Source organism: Leifsonia sp. Y862, assembly GCF_057669585.1.
The window spans coordinates 493,759-517,538 of sequence record NZ_JBYHFR010000003.1; the positions used below are offsets into that span (position 1 = coordinate 493,759).

Genomic DNA, 23,780 nt, shown 5'->3' on the forward strand with positions numbered 1-23,780 from the left:
GCCGACACCGTAGGCTGCCCTGATGGATACAACGACGATCTACGACAACAGCGGCTGGTGGTTTGCGCTCGCCATCGTCACGGCTGGCCTCGCCGAAACGAAGGGGCGCCGGCGCTGGATCTGGTTCGTCCTCGGGCTGCTCTTCGGGCCGATCGCCACTGCCCTTGTCGTGATTTGGGCTCGCCCCACTCCGTCGGTGCGGCCCCGCTAGGTCAGCGTCACCCGGTACGTCGCGGCCGCCGCCGTCGCCTCGATCACCCTGGCATTGGCCTCGTCTGGCCCTGTCGCCCAGGCCAGGGCATCCGCTGGGCTCTTGCCGTAGCGCTCGTGCCGGGCAACGAGCCTGGCCAAGCGGATGTCGTAGCCAACGTCCACGAACAGGCTCACGTCCAGAAGCGGTGCGATGGGCTCCCAACCGGTGTTGTCGAGCAGTAGGTAGTTGCCTTCGACAACGACGAGCCGATGCGCTGGGTCGATGGTGATGGCATCCGCTACCGGCTCCTCGATGCTGCGGTCGAAGGTGGGTGCCAGCACAGGGCCTGAATCTGCGTGGATCGCCAGCAAGACGCGTACGAGGGCCGGGGCGTCGAAGGTGTCCGGTGCTCCCATGCGGTCCCGGCGCCCGAGTTCGACGAGCTTGGCCTGCGGCAGATGGAAACCGTCCATGGGCAGCAAGATGGCGCCGGGGGAGTCTGGCGCGCCCGCATGCCGGTTCAGTTGCGTCACGAGGTCGGCGCCGAGGGTGGATTTCCCCGAACCCGGCGACCCGGCGATCCCTACAATCACGCGGGAATGCTGCGGGGAGGCCGACGCGACCCGCGCCCCGATCACTGAAACGACGTCATCGAGCGAGCCCAGCGTTGGCCGGAATGAGTTGGGCGGCGAGGACGAGGGCACCCGACGATGCTAACCCGGCTGGTACTTACGTAAACTTAGGGAGTGGATACAACAGGATTGAACGAGTTTCTCGCCGACAACGAATTTTCGGGGGTTGTTCTCGTCAAGAAGGGCAACGCGACCGTCTTCGAGGCCGCTGCCGGTCTCGCGACCCAGCGCTGGGGCATCCCGAACGCGCTTGACACCCGTTTCGACATCGCGTCGATCACCAAACTCTTCACCAGCGTCGCCGTGCTGCAGCAGGTAGAAGCCGGTCGTCTCGACCTCGAAACGTCGATTCACCACTACGTCGACCTCACGGGCACGACGATTGGCACCGACGTCCAGCTGCTGCACCTGCTGACCCACACGAGCGGTATCGCCGACATCGTCGACGAGGAAGCCGGCGAAGACTACGCGGCGCTCTGGGCGAAGACCCCCATCTACACACTGCGCAACACCGCCGATTTCCTGCCGCTGTTCGCGCACAAGGAGCCGATTTCCGGCCCCGGCGTCGAGAGCAACTACTCCGATGCGGGCTACATCCTCGCCGGTCTCGCCCTCGAGAAGGTCACCGGCCAGAGCTTCCGCCAGTACGTCTACGACGAGATCTTCACGCGCGCCGGCATGTCCAACGCTGCCTTCTATGAGCGAACGGATGTCGCCCCTCACGTCGCAGAGGGCTGGGACCAGGGCGAGAACGGGCTGTGGACCTCGAACCTGTACAGCGCGCTTCCCGTCGGCGCCCCGCACGAGGGCGCGCACGCCACCGCGGGCGATCTCATCGTGTTCCTGCAGGCGCTGCGCAATGGTGAACTGCTGAACGCGGAGCTCACCGAGGAGTTCTTCAGCCCCCAGGTTGAGCTCGATGAGGCCACCCGGTACGGCTTCGGCTTCGAATTCGACCTCGAAGAAGACAACTCCGTGCGCTCATACTTCACCGATGGCGTCGCGTCAGGCGCCAGCGGCATCCTGCGGCACTACTACGAGGCCGGGCTCGACGTCGTGGTGCTGAGCAACTCTGAAGAGGGCGCCTGGGACGTCGTGCGTGAGCTCGACGAGCGCCTGGGCGGCTAACCGCACTTCGCCATTCCCGCGTCGTGCCCCTCGCATTGCGCTCTCCACGTGGCCGCAGCGTCGCGATGCCATACGATGCGATGCACCGCATCGTGCCGAGTCCGGGCGCACGCATGCATAACTCCTGCAATTCGGTGCGGCTCGTTCACTGGCGCCCCGTAAATCCGCGGGCCGCGGTCGGGGTCCGAGCAATCTGCAGGAGTTATGCATTCCCGAATGCAGAAAGCGGCGCGGCGCAGCACAACCGAGGCTGGAGCTGGAGCCAGGGCTAAAGCCAGACCTGGCCCTGACCTAGAAGATCATCGGGCGGTCGTCGTCCTCGCCATCCAGGGCCAGGTCGACGACCACGGGCACGTGGTCGCTCGGGGCATCGCCCTTCCGCTCATTGCGGTGGATGCTGGCATCCGTCACGAGGTCGGCGAACGCGTGCGAGCCCAGGATGAAGTCGATGCGCATGCCCTCGTTGCGCGGGAAGCGCAGCTGCTTGTAGTCCCAGAACGTGAAGCCCTCCGGCACGATCGGCCGCACGACATCGGTGAGTCCTGCGGCCTCAAAGGCCTCGAACGCGGCGCGCTCCGGCGCAGAAATGTGGGTGGACACCCCAGGCACGAACGAGGGGTCGCCGGCATCGGCATCCGTCGGGGCGACGTTGAAGTCACCCATCAGGGCGAGCGCGAGGTCGGGGTTCTTGGCGAGCTCGTCGCGGGCGTGCGCGTCGAGCCTGGCCAGCCAGTCGAGCTTGTAGACGTAGTGCGGGTCGCCCAGCGCACGGCCGTTCGGCACATACAGGCTCCACAAGCGGATGTCTTCAACGGTCACACCCATGGCCCGCGCCTCGAGCGGCTGGTCTGGTCCTTCCTGGCCTTTCAGGAAGCCGGGCATGCCGGGGAAGCTGGTGGCGACATCCGTCATGGGGAGGCGGCTGGCAAACGCGACGCCGTTCCACTGGTTCAGGCCGTGGATGACCAGCTCGTAGCCAGCTTCTTCGAACGGCTCTGCCGGGAACTGCTCCGGCTTGCACTTGATCTCCTGCATGGCGAGCACGTCGATGTCTTCGCGCACCAGCCAGTCGACGACTCGGCCGGATCGGGCACGGATGGAGTTGACGTTCCAGGTGGCAATGCGCATGAAGCCAGCCTATTTGGTGGATGGCCGGCGGCTCGATCGATTGTCCCTATGCGCCGGTGTTCGTCGCGGAAATGATCTCATCAAGAGCGTTCATCGTCTCGTTAGGTGGACGTGCGGCGCGAGGCGGTGGCTTTGCTCGACGGAGCGACCCCACGCTGTTCCGGCGAGGATGAGGGCGATACCGCAATATCCGGCAAGGGTCACGCTGTCATGGGCGATCGAGACTCCGATGATTGCGGCCCAGATGGGCTCGGTTCCGAGGAGGAGGCTCACTCTCGATGGCGAGGTGCGCCGGACCGCCCAGGTTTGCACCAAGAAGGCGAAGACTGTGCAGGCCAGCACAAGATAGAGGAACAGGACCACTCGTCCGGGGTCGAGCTGGGCAAGAAAGTGCGGTATCGAGTCGCCGTAGAACAGTGAGGCCGCCGAGAAGAGTGCCGCGCAGGTGGCCAGTTGCACTGTCGTGAGGTGAAGCGAGTCCATCGGTCTGTCGGCAGTGAGCTTGTGCATCGACGTGACGTGGATGGCGCGAACGATTGCGGCAATGAGAATGAGCAGGTCTCCCAGCGTCGGCGGCTGGAAGGCGCCGTTGCCGGCGAGAAGTACGACCCCGATGACGGCGATCGTGGCCGCGAGGAAAAACCGGGCGGGCAGCCGCCGCCCGGTTGCGACGGAATCGAGAATTGGAGTGAACACGATCGTCAGGCTGATGATGAGTCCGGCGTTCGTGGCGGAGGTGTGGGCTATTCCAAAGGTTTCGAAAGCGAACACAGCAGCCAGCAATATGCCGAGGATCACACCCACGCGCAGTTCCGCTGTCGTCACGCGGTTCCGCCGAGCGGCCACGATTGCCGCCATGATCGCAGCGGCGAGCAGCATGCGCACCGCCATGAGTGCCACCACAGAACTCGGAGAGACCAGTTCTTTGGCCACGAGGTACGTAGATCCCCACGATGCGGCAACCAGGAGCAACAGAAGATCAACACGAAATCGGGTCAGAAGAACAGTCACTCCTCCATGGTCCGGCGCGGCATCGCGTAAGACAAGAGAGCAGTTTGCTGTCGAATGCTTTAGTTTGAACTTATGGAACTCGGTCAGCTACGCGCATTGAGAGAGTTGGGCGACCGGGGCAGTATTGCCGCCGTCGCAGCGGCAATGCACGTCACGCCCTCGTCGGTCTCGCAGCAGATCAGCGCCCTGCAACGTCACTCGCCCGCCCCGTTGACGTTCAAGGACGGACGACGGACTGCGCTTACCGACGCCGGGCACGCCCTGGCGATGGCGGCGATCGACGTGGAAGTGGCGCTCGAACGCGCCCGACAGGCGGTGGCACTTTTCCAAGGCGATCCATTGGGCACCGTTTCAGTGGCGGCGTTTCACAGCGTGGGCCTGGCCGTCTTCGGTCCGCTGATAACCGCGTGCACGAGTCCTGAGCGGCCTGACATCCGTCTGAGCGATTTCGATGTGGCCCAAGAAGACTTCCCCCTTCTCACAGCCGATCATGATCTTGTGCTCGCACACAGGCTGGTCGGTAGCCCGTCGTGGCCGGGGTCGGTGCGTGTGGAACCGCTCTTATACGAGCCCCTGGATATCGCTGTCCGACGCGATCACCGACTCGCGGCGAAAGCCGCGATCGAACCGGCTGATCTTCACGACGAGGCATGGGTCGCAGTACACGAAGGCTTCCCGCTCAAGCAGGCTCTCTCCGTGATTGCGGGAATCGGGGGGAGTGAGGCGCGCATCATGCACCGGATCAACGAGTTCTCCGTTGCTGCTGCGGTTGTCGAAGCGAGTGGCTGCATCGCGCTCATGCCCCGGTACACGACCGACATCCGCGACCACCCGGAGCTAGTTCTGCGTCCGCTGGCTTACCCCGGCCTTGGGCGCCACATCGATTGCCTGGCTCGACCTGAAACTCTTGAGCGCAACAACGCGAAGGCAGTCCTGGCGGAGATCAGGGCGATAGCCATGACTCTCACCCGGTGACCGCCAGGGCGGGCGATCGCGTCGAGCGCATCGTCGGTCCTTTCGGAGTGCCCTAACCGCCACGCGAAGTCGGCTCACATCGCTCAGCTGCCATCAAGCATCTCAAGCAAGTGGGTGGTCGTACGCCAGTTGCGCACGGTCATCTGTTGAAAGACAGGCATGCCAAGGACGCGTGTGATGCGCGTCTTCGTGGCATTCACCGCCACACGCGAGAAGTAGATCGCGCCAGGCCCGAGCGCCACCGAATCGACGCCATCTCGCAGCTCAGGCAGCTCGGCAAACGTCGCTTCAGCCGTCAGCGGATGCTTCAGGAAGAAGACATCGCTGCGCAGCTCAGCGGAACCATGGGTTGCGGGGGCGGCGGCGATCGTGGCGGCGAGTTCGTCGCGCGACCGGACCACGGTGAGGATCGGAATCGCGAATCGATCCTCAAGCATCCGCTCAATCGCGTCCTCAAGTGTTGCCCCGGCGGTCCTGTTCGTCGTGAACAGGACGTTTCCGCTCTGGATGTAGGTGCGCACGTCCTGATATCCGGCCTCGCGGAAGCACTCAGCCAGGTCCGACATGCCAACCGGGTTGCGTCCGCCAACGTTGAGCCCGCGCAGCAACGCGACATAGGACGGCATTAGCGTCCCCAGCGTTCGGTGACGGCCGCGCTCGATGTGATCGCCAGGGGACGGATGCGCCGAATCAGTGCCATGCCCGTATGGTCGCACCGGCAACCGGCAACCGGCAACCGGCAACCGGCAACCGGCAACCGTTCCCTGACGAGTAGTCCGCCAACGTCATAGGATGGGCGAGCCAGCGCGCGGCGTCCTCAGCCCGCGCCATCGCGTAGACGCGTAGGGAGGGTCATCCAATGGTCGACGTAGTTTCGAATGCCGAGCAGTCGCCGAATCCCAATGCTGGCCCCGGCGTGCCACGGACCTCAGAGAATCGTCCGCCCCTCCTCAAAACGCTGCGCGTGGCATCCGCTGGCCTGGTCGGCGCCATGTTGTCGACGTTCACGCCGAGGCCGTCTGCCATGCTCATTCGCTCGGTGTTCGAGGAGGGGGCACAGGCGACGATCGCCGAGATGGAACCGTTCGTGCCCGATATCGCTCTCGATGAAAAGCTCGGTCTCAGCTACGCGGCGAGCAGCGAGAGCACCCAGAACACCACACTCGACGTCTTCCGCCCCGCCGGTGCCACGGTGCCGCTGCCGACCGTGGTGTGGATTCACGGCGGAGCGTGGATCTCTGGCGCCAAAGAAGACGTCGCCCCGTACCTGCGCATCCTGGCCTCACACGGCTACACGACGGTGGGCGTGAATTACACGATTTCTCCCGAAGCGATCTACCCGGTTGCGATCAACCAGCTGAATAGCGCCCTCGCCTACCTCAACGAAAACGCTGCAGAGCTCGGCATCGACAGCAGCCGGATCGTCATCGCCGGTGACTCCGCCGGAGCCCAGCTGGCCAGCCAACTCGCCACCCTCAGCACCAACCGTGAGTACGCGCACCTGCTTGGCATCACGCCGGCGCTCCAGCCTGAGCAGCTGGCAGGGGCCATCCTGCACTGCGGCGTTTATGACCTCAAGGCCATGGCCGACCTCACCGGCATCGAGGCGTGGGGATTCAAGATCGCGCTGTGGGGCTACACCGGCACCAAGAAATGGTCGGCCACCTATGCGGGCGCGACGATGTCGAGCATCCGCTTCGCTTCTGCGACTTTTCCGCCCACATTCATCAGCGGCGGCAACGGTGACGCCCTCACGTGGATCCAGTCGGTCCCGATGTCGAATGCGCTCAAGCAGAACGGAGTGGATGTCACCGAGCTGTTTTGGCCCGCCAGTCACGAGCCGGCCCTGCCGCACGAGTACCAGTTCCACCTGCGGCTCGATGAAGCGCAGCACGCGCTCACCGAGACGCTCGCCTTCCTCGCGGCGCGCACCGGCCAGTAGCGGTTCTGCGCGGGCGTTCGGAGTGGGAAAGTAGTACCTGTACTCGTTCGCGAGTGCGTGCAGGGCACAAGTCAGGAATCGGATGGGACACCGGGCGTCCCGAAAGCGGAGGCATGAAGTGCTGAAATTGGGAGTGAAGGCATCGGCAGAGCAGTTCGCGCCACGCGAGCTGGTCGAACTGGGTGTCATGGCCGAGGAACACGGGTTCGACAGCGTCACGGTGAGCGATCACTTCCAGCCGTGGCGGCACAACGGCGGTCACGCACCGTTCTCGATCGCCTGGATGACGGCCGTCGGTGAGCGAACCTCGAACATTCAGATCGGCACCTCGGTGATGACGCCGACGTTCCGCTACAACCCCGCCGTCGTGGCGCAGGCGTTCGCGACCATGGGCTGCCTCTACCCTGGACGCATCATGCTCGGCGTCGGTACCGGAGAGGCCCTCAACGAGATCGCCACCGGTTTCGTCGGCGAATGGCCCGACTTCAAGGAACGCTTCGCCCGGCTGCGCGAAGCCGTCACGCTGATGCGCGAGCTCTGGAACGGCGACCGCGTCGACTTCGAGGGGGAGTACTACACGACCAAGGGCGCATCGATCTACGACGTACCGGAGGGCGGCATCCCCGTCTACGTGGCAGCGGGCGGCCCCGTCGTTGCCCGGTACGCCGGCCGCGCCGGCGACGGATTCATCTGCACCTCCGGCAAGGGCATGGAGCTCTACACCGAGCAGCTGCTGCCGGCCGTGACTGAAGGCGCAGAGAAGGCCGGCCGCGACGTCAATGACATCGACCGCATGATCGAAATCAAGCTTTCCTACGACACAGATCCCGCCGTCGCCCTGGAGAACACCCGGTTCTGGGCGCCGTTGTCGCTCACTCCTGAGCAGAAGCACTCGATCGACGACCCGATCGAAATGGAAGCGGCAGCGGATGCCCTCCCCATCGAACAGGTCGCCAAGCGCTGGATCGTCGCCTCAGACCCCGACGAGGCTGTCGCGCAGATCAAGCCGTACATCGATGCCGGCCTGAACCACCTCGTGTTCCACGGTCCAGGTGCAGACCAGAAGCGCTTCCTCGACCTGTTCGAGCGCGACCTGGCCCCGCGCCTGCGCGCGCTGGGGTAGTTCCCCGGTGGTCGAGGAGGCCCGCCAGGGCCGTCTCGAGACCCAGCACGCCAGCCCTGAACTGCCGGTTTCGAGACGCGGCCTCGTTCCTCGGTCGCTCCTCAACCACCGGTTGTCAATACGTACGAAAATGGAGACATGACCAACGTTGAGATCGGTTACGCCGCCATGCTCGCGCAATTCGCGCCGGCAGAGGCTGTGGCGCTGTCGGCATACGCAGAGGCACACGGTTTCGTCGGTGTGATGGCGACCGACCACTTTCAGCCGTGGGTCCCAGCGCAGGGTGAATCGTCGTTTGTGTGGAGTGTGCTGGCGGCGGTGGGAGAGCGCACCGCAGGCAATTTCGGGCCAGGGGTGACCGCCCCGACGTTCAGGTGGCACCCAGCGATGGTGGCGCAGGCATCCGCAACGCTGGCCTCGATGTACCCAGGCCGGCACTGGCTCGGCCTCGGCTCCGGCGAGGCGCTGAACGAGCACATCATGGCGACGTATTGGCCAGAGGCGCCCGAACGCATCAACCGGATGTTCGAGGCCATCGAGATCATCTCGAAGCTGTTCTCGGCCTCGATCGCCGGCAAAGACGTGAAGCACTCCGGGCAGTACTACAAGCTGGAATCGACCCGGCTGTGGAGCATGCCGCCGGTGGCACCGGAGATTCTCGTGGCCACGGCCGGCCCTCTCACCGCCAAGCGCGCCGGACGCGTGGCCGACGGCCTGATCACCGTCGAAGCCGCACCGGAGAAGATCTCAATGCTGTTGGCCAAATTCGGCGAGGGCGCGCGTGATGCTGGCAAAGACCCATCGACCATGCCCAAGGCGCTGCAGCTGCACCTGAGCTGGGCCGAAACCGATGAGCTCGCGATGGCCAATGCCATGCACGAGTGGCCGAACGGTGGCATGCGGTTTCCGAAGTCCGACATCCGCTCGCCGTATGAGTTCGAGCAGATGGCCAAGATGGTGCGGCCGGAGGATTTCAGCGGGCGCCTAACGGTGTCTGCCGACCCCGATGTGCACCGGGCGTATATCCAGAAGTATGTGGACCTCGGGTTCGACCGCATCTACCTGCACAACGTTGGCCGCAACCAGCGTGAGTGGATTGACGTGTTCGGTAGCGATGTGCTGCCAAAGCTGGTGCGCTGATGAGTGGGGAGACCGCGATGACGGGTTCTGCGGGACTTGAGGTCTTCGTGCTCACGGGTATCGGTGAGGTGGCACCGGGGGATGACCTTGCGGCGCTGATTCTCGGTGCCGCTGCGGCGGGCGATGAAGGTGCTGGCGCTAGTGCTGCCGCTGCAAGTACTGCCGCCAGGACCGTACTGCGTGATGGCGATATTCTCGCCGTGACCAGCAAGATCGTGTCCAAATCTGAGGGCAGGATTGTGGCGGCCGCCGATCGTGAACGGGCGATCACCGACGAGACAGTTCGGGTCGTCGCGTCGAGGGCGACGCCGAACGGCATCACGCGCATCGTGGAGAATCGGCAGGGGCTCGTCATGGCGGCCGCAGGCGTCGACGCCAGCAATACCGCCGATGGCACCGTGCTGCTGCTGCCGGAGGATCCGAACGCCTCCGCTCGCGCGCTCTGTTACGCCCTGCGGGTGTCGACAGGCCTGCTGCTCGGTGTGATCATCACCGACACCGCCGGGCGCGCCTGGCGCGACGGTCAGACCGACATCGCCATCGGGTCGGCCGGCGTGCTCGTGCTCGACGACCTACGCGGCACAACGGATGCCTTCGGTCGCCCACTCGACGTGACGGCCGCTGCCGCCGGCGACGAGATCGCAGGAGCCGCCGACCTCGTGAAGGGCAAGACCAGCCAGAACCCGGTCGCCGTGGTGCGCGGCCTGGCGCGACTGGTTGTTGCCGATGCGACGGCGGGAGGCCAGGACGCTCGCATTCTGCAGCGGCCGAGTGAGAAGGACATGTTCCGGCTCGGCAGCACAGAAGCGCACGCCGAAGGATATGCGGCCGGATTCGAGGAGGGCATCTCCCAGGGCCAGGCCGCGGGGTTCACTGCCGGAATGGCGGCGGCACGCGCGAGCGCCCGCCTCGGCCAGGCGTCGACGCCAGGGAGCGACAGCGCCCGTGCCCCCGAAGCTGAGACCGACGCCGACTCGCCCGCATCTGGTGACAAGCCTGAGTCTGGGGACGCACCCGCGTGAGCTGGGCTGCCATTGTGCCGGTGAAGGGCGCTGCCGGTTCCGAAGCGCCCAAGAGCCGACTGGGCGATCATCCAGAGCGGGCCCGCCTTGCCGATGCCTTCGCCCTCGATACCGTCGCCGCGCTGATGGCGGCGCCCTCCGTTTCCCGCGTCTGTGTCGTCACGGCCGATGAGGTCGTGGCCGCTCGGATGCTGCACCTCGGCGCCATGGTCATCCCAGAGGACTCCGGGCGGGCGGCCAGGCAGCGCGCGGCATCCGCTGCAGGGGATGCCGCGCCCATCGACCCGCTGAACTGGGCGATCAGCCAGGGCGTGGATGCGGCGCGCGAGGCATGGCCGCAGCTCAACCTGCTCGTCGTCACGGGGGACCTGCCCGCACTGAGCGTCCCCGATCTCGAAGCCGCCCTTGCCCTGGCCGCGACGCATGAGCTGTCGATGATTCCCGATCAGGAGGGCACCGGAACGACAACCCTGCTCGCCCTGGCCGGGAAATCGCTGGTTCCGCGCTTTGGCGGCGGTTCGCGTCAGGCCCACGAAGCGGCAGGACACGTTCCGCTGGATGTGCCGCCCACCGCCTCGATCCGGCGCGACGTCGACACCGTGGCGAACCTGGCCGATGCGCTGCGCCTCGGCGTTGGCCGCTACACGAGTGCGCTCATCGCGAGCACTGCGCCGGCGATCGCGCCTCTACCGAACCCTTAGTCTCGCCCGCTGATCGCGAGCACCTGCCTGGCAATCTCCGCCGTCGTCGCGACGTCGCGCATCCACAGCGGTACGGCAGCAGCACGGATGCCGGCGGCCTCCAACGCCGGAATGGCTGCGGCATCCGTTTCGTCCACAAGCCAGGCATCGAGCACGCCGTCGGCTGCCCGCGAGCCGAAATGCAGCCCGACGGCCTCGGCCGACGTCTCGACACCGATCGTCTGCAGGCAGTGGTCCGCCATGCCGCGCACGGCGGCGCCGCCGATGATGGGCGACACCCCGACGACACGCGCGCTCGTCGATAGGAGGGCCGCACGAACACCGGGCACGGCCAGGATTGTGCCCACGGACACCACGGGGTTCGACGGCGGCAGCACCACCAGGTCGGCCTCCAGGATCGCCTCGATCACGCCCGGCGCCGCCGTTGCCGTCTCGAGTCCGACCTGCACGAACTCGGTCACGTCGGCGTGGGCGCGGTAGCGCACCCACCACTCCTCGAAGTGGATCAGGTCACCTGCCGCATGCTCATCGATGGCCGTGGCCAGGCGAACGTGGGTCTCGACGGGCTGGTCGCTCATCGGCAGCAGCCGTGCACCAGGCTGCCAACGCTCGCACAAGAATCGGGTCGCTTCGGTCAGCGTCGATCCGCTTCGCAACAGGTCGGTGCGCACGATGTGGGTGGCCAGGTCAAGGTCGCCCAGCGTGAACCACGACCAGCCGCGGCCATACGCTGCGATCTCGTCTGAGGTGCGCCGCGATTCGTCTGGCCGCCCCCAGCCCTGCTCCTCGTTGATTCCGCCGCCGAGCGTGTACATCACGGTGTCGAGGTCGGGGCAGACGCGCAGGCCGTTCAACCACATGTCATCGCCGGTATTCACGATGACCGTGACGGATGCCGCCTCGGTGATTGCCTCGGTGCGCTCCCCGAGCAGGTGCAGCAGCCCGCGGCTGAACCGCGCCCCGCCAACGCCGCCGGCCAAAACCGTGATCTTCTGCATGCCGTCGATTCTCCCACCGGGAGGGGCGGCATCCGCTCACGTACGGGGCGGCATCCGCTTTCGCGGCCGGGTCGCTGCTCGCGGACCCTCATGGCCAATCCATAGCGGATGCATATGCGAGCCGGTTACATTGGATGATCGCCACTCGCATTCTGCCTCCGAGAGTGAAGACGAAGAGAGAAGACACGATGAAGCGCATGAGCACCAGGGCCAAGGTCTTCACCGGCATCGCGGCGGTCATTGTCGTGCTGGGCGGGGCTGCCCTGGTCTTCGGGCCTGCTTTCTACCGTGATGTCATCGTCGGTCCTGCCGCCGCCGATCCTGTCGACGACCTCGGCACTCTCGAACCCAGCACCCTCACCGCCGCCGAACTCACTGGCGATTGGGCGGTGGGCGCAGGGTCATATGCCGGCTATCGCGTTGACGAGGTACTGAACGGCACGGATGTCACGGTCACCGCCCGCACCGAAACCGTCACCGGAACGGTCACGGCAACGACCAGCGCGACGACGACCGAGATCACGGCCGCATCCGTTGAGGTGGATGTCGCCTCCATCTCCACCGACCAGCCGCCGCGTGATGCGTACTTCCGCAGCCAGGCCGTCGACACAGCCACGTACCCAACGGCCACCTTCGTGTTGACAGAGCCGATCACATCGGAGACCGATCCGACGTCTGGTCAGCCGCAGACGGTCTCCGCCACCGGCACCCTCACGCTGAACGGGGTGAGCCGCGACGTGACGGTCGACATCACGGCCGCCCTCGACGGCGACACGGTGAAGGTGGCTGGCCAGATCCCGATCACCTTCTCCGACTTCAACGTCACCGCACCCAACCTCAACTTCGTCAAGGTCGAAGACACCGGCTTCGTCGAATTCTTGCTCGACCTGACGAAGAAGTAGAGCAGACGCAGAGCAGCACCCGCTCGAAGGGTGCACGGGGGGTGCGGGGTGCTCGCCTACGACGCAGCGGTCGGCGAGTACACAATCACCGGGTGCCCGCCCCGCGGATGCGGGATCACATCGCAGTCCACCCCATAAACGGATGCGATGATCTCCGGTCGCAGCACATCCTCCGGCGGCCCGGCGGCCACGACGCGACCCTCCTGCAACAGCAGTATGTGGTCGCAGTACGCAGCAGCGAGGTTGAGGTCGTGCAGGGCCGCGACCGAGGTGAGCCCGAGGCCGCGCACCTGCGCGAGCAGCGAGAGCTGGGCGCTGATGTCGAGGTGGTTGGTCGGCTCATCGAGCAGCAGGATCGTCGGCTGCTGGGCCAACGCCCGCGCTATCTGCACGCGTTGCTGCTGTCCGCCAGAGAGGGTGTGCCAGCCGCGCTCGGCCAGATCGACAGAGCCGACAGCGGCGAGGGCATCGAGGGCGAGCTGGCGGTCGTCGTCTCCGCCGAAACTGCCGAGCAGGCGGGAGCGGTGCGGGATCCGACCGAGCAGCACCACCTCGAGCACCGACAGGTCAACGTTCGGAAAGGCTGTCTGCTCAAGCAGTGCGATGCGCTTGGCCACCTCGCGGCGCGGGAGGGACGTGAGGGCGATGCCAGCGCCAGCGCCTGCAGCAGCAGCCCCGGCGTTAGCGCCGCTGGCCGGATCCTGCAGGAGAACCGACCCCGCTGAGGGGGTTTCAATGCCGGCGATCAACCGCAGCAGGGTCGACTTGCCGGCGCCGTTCGGGCCGAGCAGACCGGTGACCGCCCCGGCGGGGAGGTGTCCAGAGACCTCCTGCAGCACAGGGGAGCCGCCGATGGCGAACGAGACCCGGTCGATGGTCACCGCCGTTCCAGCGGCAGTAGGGGAGGCGGTACGGGTGGCGGTCGTGGCGGCATCCGCTTCACCGTGCGCGCCTCTGAACTCGCCGGTGTGTGCGTGGCGCACGGTTTCGGCGCTCATGCCCAGGCCGCCGATCGCTTGCGCTTGATCAGCACGATGAAGACCGGCACCCCGATGAACGCCGTCACGATACCGACGGGCAGTTCACGCGGGTCGAACACCGTGCGGGCCAGGGTGTCCGCGATGACGAGGAAGATCGCTCCGGCCACGATCACGAGCGGAAGCAGGCGGCGATGACCGGGGCCGGTGAGCCCGCGCACAAGGTGCGGCAGGATCAGCCCGACGAACCCGATCGCCCCGCTCACCGAGACCATGGCGCCGGTCAGCAGGGCCACCGCGGTCAGGAGGCCCCACCGGGTGGCATTCACGTTGATGCCGAGCGACGCCGCGGCCGTGTCGCCGAATGCGAAGGCGTCGAGGCGGCTGGCGGTGAAGAGGATGCCGGTGCCAACGACCACTAGCGCGCCGACGGAGATCGCGACGCTCTGCCACGACGCACCGGCAACAGACCCCAGCAGCCAGTTCAGGATTTCGCGGTAGGAATCACCCTTCGCCGCCCAGAAAATGACGAACGAGGTACCGGCCGCAGCCAGCTGGGCGATGGCGAGCCCGGAGAGCACGGCCCGCCCTGGCGTGATGGTGCCGCCGACTCGCGCGATGCTGAGGGTGGCAACGAGCGCGAGCAGTGCCCCAACGAAGGCGGCGGCTGGCAGGGCGAAGCCGACGCCGAGAATGAGCACGGCCACGGCGCCGAGCGAGGCCCCAGACGACAGCCCGAGCAGGTACGGGTCGGCCAGCGGGTTGCGTGTCACGCTCTGCATGACGGCGCCGGCCAGCGCGAGTCCGGCTCCGACGGCGGCGGCGGTCAACACCCGCGGCAGTCGCAGCTGCCAGACGATCGAGTCGGTCAGCGGCGGGATCCCAGCGGCGGCATTCGGCAATCCAAGGTGTCCGGCAACGCTGCCCCAGACATCCGCCAGTGAAATGTCGGCCGGGCCGATGGTGACGGCAACGCCGATCACCAGCAGCAGCAGGGCGACCCCTGCAGCCAGCAACCAGCCGAAGCCGCCGCGTCGGCCGGTGCCCGTGCCCCTGCCAGTGCCAGTGCCAGCGGCCCCGCGCTCACCGCCGAGAGTCGCCGTTTCCGCCGAGAATCGCTGGTGCAACGGCGATTCTCGGTCGTACGGGCGACTCTCGGCGTTGTGGGTCATCATTCGCCGTCGAGCTCGTTCAGCTGGTCGATAACGGATGCCGCAGCCTCCACATTGCGCGTGCCGGCTTCGGTCGCGGCGAACGGCAGCACGATGTAGCGCTTGTTCTGCACGGCCGACAGGCCAGAGGTCGCCGGGTTCGACTCCAGCGAGGCGATCTTCGACGCGGCGGTGTTCCAGGTGGCGTCGACGAGCACGATCACGCTCGGGTCTGCTGCGACGATCGATTCCCAGCCCACCGACGTCCAGCTGTCGTGCACGTCGCCGAAGATGTTGGTGAGTCCGGCGGCGTTCATGATCATGGCGGGGGCACCGGTGCCTGCCCCGACGTAGGGGGTGTCGGTCCCGCTCGAGTACCAGAGGGCTGTCGGGCTGTCGGCGGCCGGCTCCAGTGCGGCCAGCTGTGCCTCCTGGTCGGCGACGAGCGCGGCCGCGGCATCCGTTGCCCCGAACAGGGCGCCGGCCTCCGTGATCTCTGCGAAGACCGTGTCGAACGTGAGCGGGTCTGGAGCGTAGCCCTCTTCCTTGCACGCGGAAGGTGACACGTACGTGCCAACATTCATGCTGGCCAGCTGGTCGCGCTCTCCGACGCCGTCCGCGCTGAAGTTCGACTCCCAGCCGCCGTAGATGAAGTCGGGGGTGAGCGCGAGTGCGGCCTCCTGGCTCGGCAGGAAATCGCTCACGACGTTGAGCGATGAGCCGCCTGGCATGTCGGCCAGCGCGTCGGGCAGGGGCCCGTCGAGGAAGGCTGCTCCCACGATGTTGTCGCCGAGCCCGAGCGCCAGCAACAGCTCGGTGGTCGTCGACTTCACCGTCAGAATTCGCTTCGGCGCGGCCGTGACTGTCACGTCAGTGCCGCAGTTGTCAACGGTGACCGGATAGCTCGCGGTTGCGGGCGCCGTGGCTGGGGCCGCCGAGTCAGGCCCTGGCGCGGCGGTCGATGCGCATCCGCTGAAAAGGAGCGCGGGAAGCAGAGCGGATGCTGCAGCCAGGCTAACGATGTGACGACGCTTCATGAGTCCTCTGGATGATGGTCGGTCTGTGACGGGGTGCCGGCGGGACATGCATGCGCCGTGCTGCCCGACAGTGACGGGGTGGGGCCGGGCACGCCGGCAGGTACGGATGCCGCAGAAGAGGCGGCTAACAACGTGACCCGCTACCCAAATCCGGGATTGCTCATCCGGTCAGATCTAACCGGTGGTCTTCTTCCAGCCTAGGCCCATCTCGTTTCCAACGTGTGAACGCCGGGGCGGGGTCCGGCAGCCGCGCTCGCCAGCGCCTGGGCGACAGGGCCGATGTCGTCGGCCAGCGCCCCCACCGTCACGCGAACGTGGGGCTGGGCTGGGTCGGTGGCGCAGAAGGGGGAGCCGGCAGAGACACGAATGCCCGATGCCGCCAGCTGCACAATCGCGTCACGCTCGTCGTCGACGGGGAGCCACATGTTGATGCCATCGCCCTGCACGACGTCGATTCCGAGCCCAGAGAGCGCATCTGCCAGCGCCTTTTGCCTCGCGTAGTAGATGCGCATGGCGTCGTTGATCTGCTCGATCGAGTCGGTGTTGGTGAGGAGGTCGTAGAGGATCTTCTGCAGCATCCGGCTGGTCCAGCCGGGGCCGAGCATCCGCCTGGCCACGATGGGGTCGACCAGGGCAGACGGGCCGCCGAGGGCTGCGATCCGCAGGTCAGGTCCGTGCGATTTCGAGAAGCTGCGCACATGCAGGGTGCGTTCAGGCAGCCACTGGCCAAGGCTCACGTCTGGCGAGATGCTGATTGCGCCGGAGTGGTCGTCTTCGATCACGACGGTCGTGGCATTGCGCTTGTTCGCCGTGAGTAGTTGCGCCAGCTGCTCTGCCCGCTCTGGCGTCATCGACGCCCCTGTCGGGTTGTGGGCGCGTGGCTGCAGGATGATGGCCGTCGGTGACGCCGAGAGCGCAGCTTTGAAGGAGGCTGGCACGATCCCGAACTCGTCGACCTCGACCGGGATGCGCTCCAGGCCGAGCTGGTCGAGCAGATCGAAGAACGGCGGGAAGCCGGGGCTCTCGACAATCACCTTGTCGCCGAAGCGGGTAACGGCCTCAAGGCTCCGCGAGATCGCGTCAAGGGCGCCGTCGACGACGGTGATGGACTCCACCGGGTACGGCCACGACGTGGTCAGCAGGTCGAGCAGCTCCGGAATGACCGGCAGGTCCTGATAGGTCGGGGTGGCCGCGCGCTCTGAGACCCGTGACAGCGCAGGCCCGAGCGGTGGCAACAGTTCTGGATCAGGGGTTCCCCTCGACAGGTCGATGCGGGTCTGTTGCTGGTGCCCGGCCATCGACTGGCTCCTCGCCGGCAGCCAGTGCGGCGTCAGGTCGCGCACGAAGGTGCCGCTGCGCCCCTTCGATTCGATCAGCCCGACGGAGGCGAGTGCCTGCCACGCGTGGCTGATGGTGGCTGGGCTCACGCCGAGGGCCGCGGCCAGTTCGCGGACCGTCGGCAAACGGTCGCCAGGTGCCAGACGGCCAGCGGCGATGAGTCGGCCGAGTGCCGCGGCAATCCCTGCCGGCGTGCGGTGCTCGATCTCGTCGAGGAAAGTCTGCATATTCTCTTGCTCTTACCTGTTCTGCTCGACAGGATGATTAACGCGTGCGTCATACACAGAAACACATCAGAAATGTTTACGTCGAATAATAACAAAACCGGACAACGCAGTTCGGTTCGACTCAACTAATTTCGGCGCTGCACTGCAACCTGCATACTGCACTCGCTCAGCGCCGAGCACGAAGTGGAGACAACACATGACCGTAGTACGAACCGCCATCACCCAGACCACGTGGACGGGTGACAAAGAATCGATGATCGTCAAGCACGAGCAGTTCGCTCGAGATGCTGCGGCCGACGGGGCCCAGATCATCTGCTTCCAGGAGCTTTTTTACGGCCCATATTTCGGCATCACGCAGGACAAGAAGTACTACGACTACGCGGAGCCGGCCGACGGGCCCATCGTGCAGCGCTTCGCCGCGCTCGCCAAGGAGCTGAACCTCGTGATGGTTCTTCCGATCTACGAGGAAGACATGCCGGGTGTCTACTACAACACCGCCGTTGTGGTCGATGCCGATGGCAGCATCCTCGGTCAGTACCGCAAGCACCACATCCCGCACCTCGACAAGTTCTGGGAGAAGTTCTACTTCCGCCCGGGCAACATGGGCTACCCGGTCTTTGAGACGGCCGTCGGACCGATCGGCGTCTACATCTGTTACGACCGCCACTTCCCGGAAGGCTGGCGCGAGCTCGGCCTGAACGGCGCGCAGATCGTGTTCAACCCGAACGCGACGAAGCCCGGCCTGTCCAACCGGCTCTGGCAGCTCGAGCAGCCGGCCGCAGCCGCGGCCAACGGCTACTTCGTCGCAGCCCCCAACCGGGTGGGCACGGAAGACAACGAGTACGGCGATCTCGCCGTCACCTTCTATGGCAACAGTCAGTTCGCCGACCCGCAGGGCAACATCGTGGGTGAATACGGCAGCGGAGACAGCGAAGAAATCGTCATCCGCGACCTCGATCTCGACATGATCCGCCAGGTGCGCGACGACTGGCAGTTCTACCGTGACCGTCGCCCGGAGTCCTACACGTCCATCCCCAAGCCGTAGCGCCAGCCCCACACGGGAAACGACACAGAGGAGAAGACGATGAAGACTCTCATCAAGAACGGAACCGTCGTCAACGCCACCGGCGCTGGAGCGGCCGATGTGCTCATCGACGGCGAAACCATCGCGGCCGTGCTGGCGCCGGGGTCGACGCTGCTCGGGTTCGACATCGAGAACAACGTTGACACCGTCATCGACGCTCGCGGCAAATACGTGATCCCCGGCGGCATCGACGCGCACACCCACATGCAGATGCCGTTCGGTGGCACAGAGGCCTCAGACACCTTCGAGACGGGCACCCGGGCCGCGGCGCACGGCGGCACCACGAGCATCGTCGACTTCGTCGTGCAGTACGCCGGGGAGAACGTGCTCGACCAGTACCACCTGTGGCACGAGAAGGCGCGGAGCAACTGCGCGATCGACTACGGCTTCCACCAGATCCTCTCCGACGTGCAGGACTCCTCCCTCACGGCGATGGATGAGCTGGTCAAAGAAGGCGTCTCGAGCTTCAAACTGTTCATGGCATACAAGGGCGTGTTCCTCTCTGACGACGGCCAGATCGTCAAGGCCATGCAGCGAGCGAGCCAGAACGGCAGCATGATCATGATGCACGCCGAGAATGGCAGCGTGATCGACCTGCTCGTGCAGCAGGCGCTCGAGGCGGGCAACACCTCTCCCTATTACCACGGCGTGACGCGTCCGTGGCAGGCAGAGGAGGAGGCCACCCACCGCGCGATCATGCTGGCCAACCTCACCGGTGCCCCGCTCTACATCGTGCACGTCTCGGCCAAACAGGCCGTCGACCAGATCGCCATCGCCCGCGACAACGGCCAGAACGTCTTCGGCGAGACGTGCCCGCAGTACCTCTATCTCTCCCTCGAAGACCAGCTCGGCGCCCAGAGTGAGGAATGGGGCAGCTTCGAAGGCGCGAAGTGGGTGTGCTCAACGCCGCTCCGCTCCAAGGCAGAGGGCCACCAGCACCACATGTGGCAGAGCCTCCGCACGAACGACATCCAGATGGTTTCCACCGACCACTGTCCGTTCTGCATGAAGGGCCAGAAAGACATGGGCCTGGGCAACTTCTCCAAGATCCCCAACGGCATCGGCTCCGTCGAACACCGGATGGACCTGCTCTACCAGGGCGTCGTCGACAAGAAGATCTCCCTGGAACGCTGGGTGGAAGTCACCTCGACCACCCCGGCGCGCATGTTCGGCATGTACGGCAAGAAGGGCGTCATCCAGCCAGGTGCAGACGGCGACGTGGTGATCTACGACCCGAACGGGCACACCTCCATCGGCCTGCCCGTCGATGCCAATGGTCAGCCAACCGGCCGCACGCACCACATGAACATGGACTACTCGGCCTGGGAGGGCTTCGAGATCGACGGCCACGTCGACACCGTGCTCTCCCGCGGCAAGGTCATCATCGACAACAACCAGTACCTCGGCACCACGGGCGACGGCAAGTACGTCAAGCGCGGTCTGAGCCAGTACCTGATCTAGGACGGAACCAGATGGATTTCGGCGCAGTGCTCCAAACCAATCCACCGTCGGCCAGGACAGTTCAGTTGGCCCAGCTGGCGGAGAACCACGGATTCAGCCATGTCTGGACCTTCGATTCACACCTGCTGTGGCAGGAGCCCTATGTGATCTACAGCGCGATTCTCGCCCAGACGCGCAAGGTGATCGTCGGGCCGATGGTGACCAACCCTGCCACCCGCGACTGGACCGTCACGGCATCCACGTACGCGACGCTCAACGAGATGTATGGCAACCGCACCATCTGCGGCATCGGCCGTGGCGACTCTGCGGTGCGCGTCACCAACGGCGCACCGACCACGCTGAAGACGTTGCGGGAGTCGATCCACGTCATCCGCGAGCTGGCCAACTCCCGCCCCGTCGAGTACAACGGCGCCACACTGCAGTTCCCCTGGAGCACCGGCTCAACCCTCGACATGTGGGTGGCGGCATACGGTCCGCTCGCCCTGAAGCTGGCGGGTGAGGTCGGCGACGGGTTCATCCTGCAGATGGCCGACCTCGACGTGGCCGAGTGGATGATCAAGACGGTTCGGGATGCCGCAGCCAACGTCGGCCGTGACCCCATGTCCGTGAAATTCTGCGTCGCAGCTCCGATGTACATCGGCGATGACTGGGAGCACATGCGCGACCAGTGCCGTTGGTTTGGCGGGATGGTTGGCAATCACGTGGCCGACATCGTGGCGAAGTACGGTGCCGATTCAGAGGTGCCCACAGCCCTGACCGACTACATCAAGGGTCGCGAAGGCTACGACTACAACGAGCATGGCCGTGCGGGTAACTCGCACGCTGACTTCGTGCCAGATGAGATCGTCGACAGGTTCTGCCTGCTCGGCACTGCAGAGCAGCACATCGAAAAGTTGAAGGCGCTCAAGGACATCGGCGTCGACCAGTTCGCAGGCTACCTCCAGCACGACAACAAGGAGGAAACCCTGCGCGTGTACGGGGAAACGGTGATCCCGGCACTCGCCAACCACATCGTGGCCAAGGCATGACAGAGCGCCAGCGTGCATGGGGCGGGCGTCTCCTCTGGGGCGCGCTCGGCATTGTGCTGCTCGGCGTGATCTGGGAGCTCTACAAGTTCCTCGGCCCAGCGGATGGCGTCGTCGTCGGCGGGCTGACCATCCTGCCGCGCACGAGCGACATCGCCATGCCGCACCTCTGGACGATGTGGGAGCGCGTGCTCGAACCCGTCACCGGCGCCGCCAACGCGGTGCCGATGTGGCAGGCGGTACTGTCCGCGTCCTTATTTACCTTGGGCATCGCGGCCGTCGGCTGGCTGGTCGGCGTGACGGTTGGACTCGCCCTCGCGCTGCTGATGCAGCGGTTCAAGGTTGCCGAAGCGGCGATCCTGCCGTGGATCATCCTCAGCCAGACCGTGCCGCTCATCGCGATCGCCCCGCTTGTTCGCCGCTGGGGTGCGCAGATCCACTTCGGCGAGTTCTCCTGGGAGAACTGGATGTCGGTCGCTCTCATCGCGAGCTACCTCGCCTTCTTCCCGGTCTCCGTCGGCGCATTGCGAGGCCTGGCCTCACCAGAGGCTGCCCACGAAGACCTGATGCGCTGCTACGCGGTCGGCTGGTGGAAGACGCTGTGGCGGCTGAGGCTCCCGGCCAGCGTCGGCTACCTGCTGCCGGCCCTGAGGCTCGCCGCGGCTAGCGCCGTGATCGGCGCTGTCGTCGCCGAGGTGTCCATCGGGCTGCGGGGCGGCATCGGCCGGCTCATCATCGAGTACGCCGGAGCGGCGGGCGGCGACCCTGGCAAGCCATGGGCGCCCATCTTCGGTTCCATCCTGGTCGGACTGGTCGCGGCCGGCTTCGTCGGGCTGATTGGTTTGTTCCTTCGTCGATTCCGTAGGGGAGAGGTTGCAGCATGAGCGTGCAGACACCGACAACGGCGGCGGCTTCGGCCACCCCCAAGGCCACGTTCGCCGTGCAGGTCACCGGCGTCAGCCGAGTCTTCCCCGGCAAGCGTGGGGCGGTCACCGCCCTCGACAACGTGAGCCTCACCGTTTCTCCCGGCGAGTTCGTCTCGCTCATCGGGCCGAGCGGATGCGGCAAGTCAACCCTGCTGCGCCTCATCGCCGATCTCGACACCCCCACGATGGGCAGCATCGAGGTGTTCGGCACGTCCGCTCGCCAGGCCCGCCTCGACCAGGCATATGGCATCGCCTTCCAGCAGGCCGGATTGCTGCCGTGGCGCACGGTCACCGGCAACATCGAGCTGCCGCTCGAGCTGCACGGGGTGGGGAAGGCGGCCCGCAAGGCCAGAGCAGTCGAGCTGTTGGAGCTTGTCGGCCTCACCGACTTCGCGAACCACTACCCAGACCAGCTGTCTGGCGGAATGCAGCAGCGCGTGGCCATCGCCAGGTCGCTCGCAGAGCGCCCCAGCCTGCTGCTGATGGATGAGCCGTTCGGCGCCCTCGACGAGATGACGCGCGAGCGGATGCAGAACGAGCTCGTCCGAATCTGCGGCGAGACGGGAGCCGCCGTGGTCTTCGTGACCCACTCGATCCCTGAGGCGGTATTCCTCTCAGACCGCGTAGTCGTCATGTCACCGCGCCCCGGCCGCATCCGCGACATCCTGAGCGTGAAACTCGGTGACACCGGCCAGCGCGGCGAGAACCTGCGCGAAGAGGCTGGCTTCTTCGAGGGCGTCAGCCAGGTGCGCGAGCTGCTGCATGGGGAAGCGCCCACCGGCATCCGTGGGGTAGAGACGCGATGAGGCAGGGAGCGTTCGGTCGCACGATCTGGCCGCCCATCATCCTGGGCGTCCTTGCCGTGCTGCTCTGGCAGGGCGCGGTGACGGCGTTCGCCATCAAGCCGTTCATCCTGCCTGGCCCATTCCAGATCTCCACTGAGTTCGTGAACAACTTCGCCAGCGTGCTGACCGGTGTTGCGGTGACGGGCTGGAATGCGTTCGTCGGTCTCGTGATCGGGTCGATCCTCGGCGTCTCCTTCGCGATCATCGCCGCGCTGGTCAGGGTCGCCGACGCCATGTTCGCCCCGATCGTCGCCGCTCTCGCCGTCGTGCCAATCGTGGCACTCGCACCCGTGCTGTACACGATGTTCGGGGCAGGAGCCGAGACCGCACGTCAGATCGTGGCTGCGCTCGCCGTCTTCGTGCCGGTGTTCTTCAACACGCTGAAGGGCCTCCGCCAGGTGCGTCCGGTGCATCGCGACCTGATGCGCTCCTATGCAGCCACCCGCTGGCAGGCCACTCGCACGGTGACGTTGCCGACCGCGGTGCCGTATGTCTTCACCGGCCTCCGCATCGCGTCGTCGCTGGCCGTCATCTCCTCGCTCGTCGCCGAGTATTTCGGCGGACCTGTCGGCGGCCTCGGCCGCTCCATCACCTCATCCGCATCCAGCAGCAACTACGGGTTGGCCTGGGCATACGTGCTCGGTTCCATCCTGCTCGGACTCCTCTTCTACTCGGCCGCCCTCGGCCTGGAGAAGCTGGTAAGCCGCCGATCTGGCGGTTAAACGGCCTGTGCCGGTACGCACCACCGCACCAATCCACTGCATCAATCCACTGCACCAACACACGCACCATCATGAATCGCACCACCACGAGC

At 65.9% G+C, this 23,780-nt stretch carries 24 protein-coding genes; 15 read left to right on the forward strand and 9 right to left on the reverse strand.

The window, feature by feature from the left end; translation table 11 throughout:
* Positions 1-22: 22 nt before the first annotated feature.
* On the forward strand, positions 23-211 hold the full coding sequence (locus tag AC25Z0_RS16580; RefSeq protein WP_488133892.1) for a hypothetical protein: 189 nt from the start codon (positions 23-25) through the stop codon (positions 209-211).
* On the opposite strand, the gene AC25Z0_RS16585 is transcribed toward AC25Z0_RS16580, so the two are convergent.
* Complete coding sequence (locus tag AC25Z0_RS16585; protein ID WP_488133893.1) at positions 208-897, reverse strand: nucleoside/nucleotide kinase family protein; 690 nt, start codon at positions 895-897, stop codon at positions 208-210. The genes AC25Z0_RS16580 and AC25Z0_RS16585 overlap by 4 nt on opposite strands.
* Positions 898-939: 42 nt before the next feature.
* On the opposite strand from AC25Z0_RS16585, the gene AC25Z0_RS16590 reads away from it, so the two are divergent.
* Positions 940-1,953: a serine hydrolase domain-containing protein gene (locus AC25Z0_RS16590; RefSeq protein WP_488133894.1), complete on the forward strand. Its 1,014-nt coding sequence runs from the start codon at positions 940-942 to the stop codon at positions 1,951-1,953.
* A gap of 291 nt (positions 1,954-2,244) precedes the next feature.
* Here AC25Z0_RS16590 and AC25Z0_RS16595 read toward each other — a convergent pair whose 3' ends face one another.
* Both AC25Z0_RS16595 and AC25Z0_RS16600 read right to left on the reverse strand, forming a co-directional pair.
* On the reverse strand, positions 2,245-3,081 hold the full coding sequence (locus AC25Z0_RS16595; RefSeq protein WP_488133895.1) for an exodeoxyribonuclease III: 837 nt from the start codon (positions 3,079-3,081) through the stop codon (positions 2,245-2,247).
* 90 nt (positions 3,082-3,171) lie between these two features.
* Positions 3,172-4,092 carry a DMT family transporter gene (locus AC25Z0_RS16600; protein ID WP_488133896.1) on the reverse strand — a complete coding sequence of 307 codons (921 nt, stop codon included), beginning with the start codon at positions 4,090-4,092 and terminating at the stop codon, positions 3,172-3,174.
* 72 nt (positions 4,093-4,164) lie between these two features.
* Here AC25Z0_RS16600 and AC25Z0_RS16605 point away from each other — a divergent pair, with 72 nt between their 5' ends.
* On the forward strand, positions 4,165-5,067 hold the full coding sequence (locus AC25Z0_RS16605; protein WP_488133897.1) for a LysR family transcriptional regulator: 903 nt from the start codon (positions 4,165-4,167) through the stop codon (positions 5,065-5,067).
* Positions 5,068-5,150: 83 nt separating this feature from the next.
* On the opposite strand, the gene AC25Z0_RS16610 is transcribed toward AC25Z0_RS16605, so the two are convergent.
* On the reverse strand, positions 5,151-5,693 hold the full coding sequence (locus AC25Z0_RS16610; protein ID WP_488133898.1) for a DUF1697 domain-containing protein: 543 nt from the start codon (positions 5,691-5,693) through the stop codon (positions 5,151-5,153).
* 233 nt (positions 5,694-5,926) lie between these two features.
* Here AC25Z0_RS16610 and AC25Z0_RS16615 point away from each other — a divergent pair, with 233 nt between their 5' ends.
* The 5 genes from AC25Z0_RS16615 (at position 5,927) to cofC (ending at position 10,995) form a co-directional block, all read left to right on the forward strand.
* On the forward strand, positions 5,927-7,009 hold the full coding sequence (locus tag AC25Z0_RS16615; protein ID WP_488133899.1) for an alpha/beta hydrolase: 1,083 nt from the start codon (positions 5,927-5,929) through the stop codon (positions 7,007-7,009).
* A 118-nt stretch (positions 7,010-7,127) separates the two neighbouring features.
* The gene (gene fgd / locus AC25Z0_RS16620) at positions 7,128-8,132 is read left to right on the forward strand and encodes a glucose-6-phosphate dehydrogenase (coenzyme-F420) (RefSeq protein ID WP_488133900.1); all 1,005 of its coding nucleotides are present in this window, start codon (positions 7,128-7,130) and stop codon (positions 8,130-8,132) included.
* Between the two features lie 138 nt (positions 8,133-8,270).
* The gene (locus AC25Z0_RS16625; RefSeq protein WP_488121206.1) at positions 8,271-9,272 is read left to right on the forward strand and encodes a TIGR03557 family F420-dependent LLM class oxidoreductase; all 1,002 of its coding nucleotides are present in this window, start codon (positions 8,271-8,273) and stop codon (positions 9,270-9,272) included.
* A complete protein-coding gene (gene cofE / locus AC25Z0_RS16630) occupies positions 9,272-10,294 on the forward strand; it encodes a coenzyme F420-0:L-glutamate ligase (RefSeq protein ID WP_488121207.1) in 1,023 nt (340 codons plus the stop codon). The genes AC25Z0_RS16625 and cofE overlap by 1 nt, the downstream gene beginning before the upstream one ends.
* The gene (cofC, locus tag AC25Z0_RS16635; protein WP_488121208.1) at positions 10,291-10,995 is read left to right on the forward strand and encodes a 2-phospho-L-lactate guanylyltransferase; all 705 of its coding nucleotides are present in this window, start codon (positions 10,291-10,293) and stop codon (positions 10,993-10,995) included. The genes cofE and cofC overlap by 4 nt, the downstream gene beginning before the upstream one ends.
* Here cofC and cofD read toward each other — a convergent pair.
* Complete coding sequence (cofD, locus tag AC25Z0_RS16640) at positions 10,992-11,993, reverse strand: 2-phospho-L-lactate transferase (protein ID WP_488121209.1); 1,002 nt, start codon at positions 11,991-11,993, stop codon at positions 10,992-10,994. The genes cofC and cofD overlap by 4 nt on opposite strands.
* 188 nt (positions 11,994-12,181) lie before the next feature.
* Here cofD and AC25Z0_RS16645 point away from each other — a divergent pair, with 188 nt between their 5' ends.
* A complete protein-coding gene (locus AC25Z0_RS16645) occupies positions 12,182-12,895 on the forward strand; it encodes a YceI family protein (RefSeq protein WP_488121210.1) in 714 nt (237 codons plus the stop codon).
* Between the two features lie 56 nt (positions 12,896-12,951).
* Here the strand turns inward: AC25Z0_RS16645 and AC25Z0_RS16650 are convergent, their stop codons facing one another.
* The 4 genes from AC25Z0_RS16650 to AC25Z0_RS16665 form a co-directional block, all read right to left on the reverse strand.
* The gene (locus AC25Z0_RS16650; protein WP_488121211.1) at positions 12,952-13,893 is read right to left on the reverse strand and encodes an ABC transporter ATP-binding protein; all 942 of its coding nucleotides are present in this window, start codon (positions 13,891-13,893) and stop codon (positions 12,952-12,954) included.
* On the reverse strand, positions 13,890-15,047 hold the full coding sequence (locus tag AC25Z0_RS16655) for a putative F420-0 ABC transporter permease subunit (protein ID WP_488121212.1): 1,158 nt from the start codon (positions 15,045-15,047) through the stop codon (positions 13,890-13,892). The genes AC25Z0_RS16650 and AC25Z0_RS16655 overlap by 4 nt, the downstream gene beginning before the upstream one ends.
* Positions 15,044-16,060 (reverse strand): putative F420-0 ABC transporter substrate-binding protein, encoded by a 1,017-nt coding sequence (locus AC25Z0_RS16660; protein WP_488121213.1) that lies wholly within the window; start codon positions 16,058-16,060, stop codon positions 15,044-15,046. Before AC25Z0_RS16660 ends, AC25Z0_RS16655 begins: the two co-directional genes overlap by 4 nt.
* Positions 16,061-16,257: 197 nt before the next feature.
* Positions 16,258-17,625 (reverse strand): aminotransferase-like domain-containing protein, encoded by a 1,368-nt coding sequence (locus AC25Z0_RS16665; protein WP_488121214.1) that lies wholly within the window; start codon positions 17,623-17,625, stop codon positions 16,258-16,260.
* Positions 17,626-17,821: 196 nt separating this feature from the next.
* On the opposite strand from AC25Z0_RS16665, the gene AC25Z0_RS16670 reads away from it, so the two are divergent.
* From AC25Z0_RS16670 to AC25Z0_RS16695, 6 genes are read left to right on the forward strand one after another with little or no spacing between them, the layout of a single operon-like run.
* Complete coding sequence (locus AC25Z0_RS16670) at positions 17,822-18,670, forward strand: nitrilase-related carbon-nitrogen hydrolase (protein ID WP_488121215.1); 849 nt, start codon at positions 17,822-17,824, stop codon at positions 18,668-18,670.
* Positions 18,671-18,709: 39 nt separating this feature from the next.
* Entirely contained in the window at positions 18,710-20,170 is a 1,461-nt protein-coding gene (gene hydA / locus AC25Z0_RS16675) for a dihydropyrimidinase (RefSeq protein WP_488133901.1), read from the forward strand.
* A gap of 11 nt (positions 20,171-20,181) precedes the next feature.
* On the forward strand, positions 20,182-21,198 hold the full coding sequence (locus AC25Z0_RS16680; RefSeq protein WP_488133902.1) for a TIGR03842 family LLM class F420-dependent oxidoreductase: 1,017 nt from the start codon (positions 20,182-20,184) through the stop codon (positions 21,196-21,198).
* Entirely contained in the window at positions 21,195-22,079 is an 885-nt protein-coding gene (locus tag AC25Z0_RS16685) for an ABC transporter permease (RefSeq protein WP_488121218.1), read from the forward strand. The genes AC25Z0_RS16680 and AC25Z0_RS16685 overlap by 4 nt, the downstream gene beginning before the upstream one ends.
* Positions 22,076-22,927, forward strand: coding sequence for an ABC transporter ATP-binding protein (locus AC25Z0_RS16690; RefSeq protein WP_488133903.1), 852 nt, complete (start codon positions 22,076-22,078; stop codon positions 22,925-22,927). Before AC25Z0_RS16685 ends, AC25Z0_RS16690 begins: the two co-directional genes overlap by 4 nt.
* Positions 22,924-23,688 carry an ABC transporter permease gene (locus AC25Z0_RS16695; protein ID WP_488133904.1) on the forward strand — a complete coding sequence of 255 codons (765 nt, stop codon included), beginning with the start codon at positions 22,924-22,926 and terminating at the stop codon, positions 23,686-23,688. The genes AC25Z0_RS16690 and AC25Z0_RS16695 overlap by 4 nt, the downstream gene beginning before the upstream one ends.
* Positions 23,689-23,780: the final 92 nt, after the last annotated feature.

Coding starts and splice junctions, on each gene's coding strand:
- AC25Z0_RS16580 (WP_488133892.1), top strand. CDS start 23: ATGGATACAACGACGATCTACGACAACAGCGGCTGGTGGTTTGCGCTC.
- AC25Z0_RS16595 (WP_488133895.1), bottom strand. CDS start 3,081: ATGCGCATTGCCACCTGGAACGTCAACTCCATCCGTGCCCGATCCGGC.
- AC25Z0_RS16605 (WP_488133897.1), top strand. CDS start 4,165: ATGGAACTCGGTCAGCTACGCGCATTGAGAGAGTTGGGCGACCGGGGC.
- AC25Z0_RS16610 (WP_488133898.1), bottom strand. CDS start 5,693: ATGCCGTCCTATGTCGCGTTGCTGCGCGGGCTCAACGTTGGCGGACGC.
- AC25Z0_RS16615 (WP_488133899.1), top strand. CDS start 5,927: ATGGTCGACGTAGTTTCGAATGCCGAGCAGTCGCCGAATCCCAATGCT.
- AC25Z0_RS16625 (WP_488121206.1), top strand. CDS start 8,271: ATGACCAACGTTGAGATCGGTTACGCCGCCATGCTCGCGCAATTCGCG.
- cofE (WP_488121207.1), top strand. CDS start 9,272: ATGAGTGGGGAGACCGCGATGACGGGTTCTGCGGGACTTGAGGTCTTC.
- cofD (WP_488121209.1), bottom strand. CDS start 11,993: ATGCAGAAGATCACGGTTTTGGCCGGCGGCGTTGGCGGGGCGCGGTTC.
- AC25Z0_RS16645 (WP_488121210.1), top strand. CDS start 12,182: ATGAAGCGCATGAGCACCAGGGCCAAGGTCTTCACCGGCATCGCGGCG.
- AC25Z0_RS16650 (WP_488121211.1), bottom strand. CDS start 13,893: ATGAGCGCCGAAACCGTGCGCCACGCACACACCGGCGAGTTCAGAGGC.
- AC25Z0_RS16655 (WP_488121212.1), bottom strand. CDS start 15,047: ATGATGACCCACAACGCCGAGAGTCGCCCGTACGACCGAGAATCGCCG.
- AC25Z0_RS16660 (WP_488121213.1), bottom strand. CDS start 16,060: ATGAAGCGTCGTCACATCGTTAGCCTGGCTGCAGCATCCGCTCTGCTT.
- AC25Z0_RS16665 (WP_488121214.1), bottom strand. CDS start 17,625: ATGCAGACTTTCCTCGACGAGATCGAGCACCGCACGCCGGCAGGGATT.
- AC25Z0_RS16670 (WP_488121215.1), top strand. CDS start 17,822: ATGACCGTAGTACGAACCGCCATCACCCAGACCACGTGGACGGGTGAC.
- hydA (WP_488133901.1), top strand. CDS start 18,710: ATGAAGACTCTCATCAAGAACGGAACCGTCGTCAACGCCACCGGCGCT.
- AC25Z0_RS16680 (WP_488133902.1), top strand. CDS start 20,182: ATGGATTTCGGCGCAGTGCTCCAAACCAATCCACCGTCGGCCAGGACA.
- AC25Z0_RS16685 (WP_488121218.1), top strand. CDS start 21,195: ATGACAGAGCGCCAGCGTGCATGGGGCGGGCGTCTCCTCTGGGGCGCG.
- AC25Z0_RS16690 (WP_488133903.1), top strand. CDS start 22,076: ATGAGCGTGCAGACACCGACAACGGCGGCGGCTTCGGCCACCCCCAAG.
- AC25Z0_RS16695 (WP_488133904.1), top strand. CDS start 22,924: ATGAGGCAGGGAGCGTTCGGTCGCACGATCTGGCCGCCCATCATCCTG.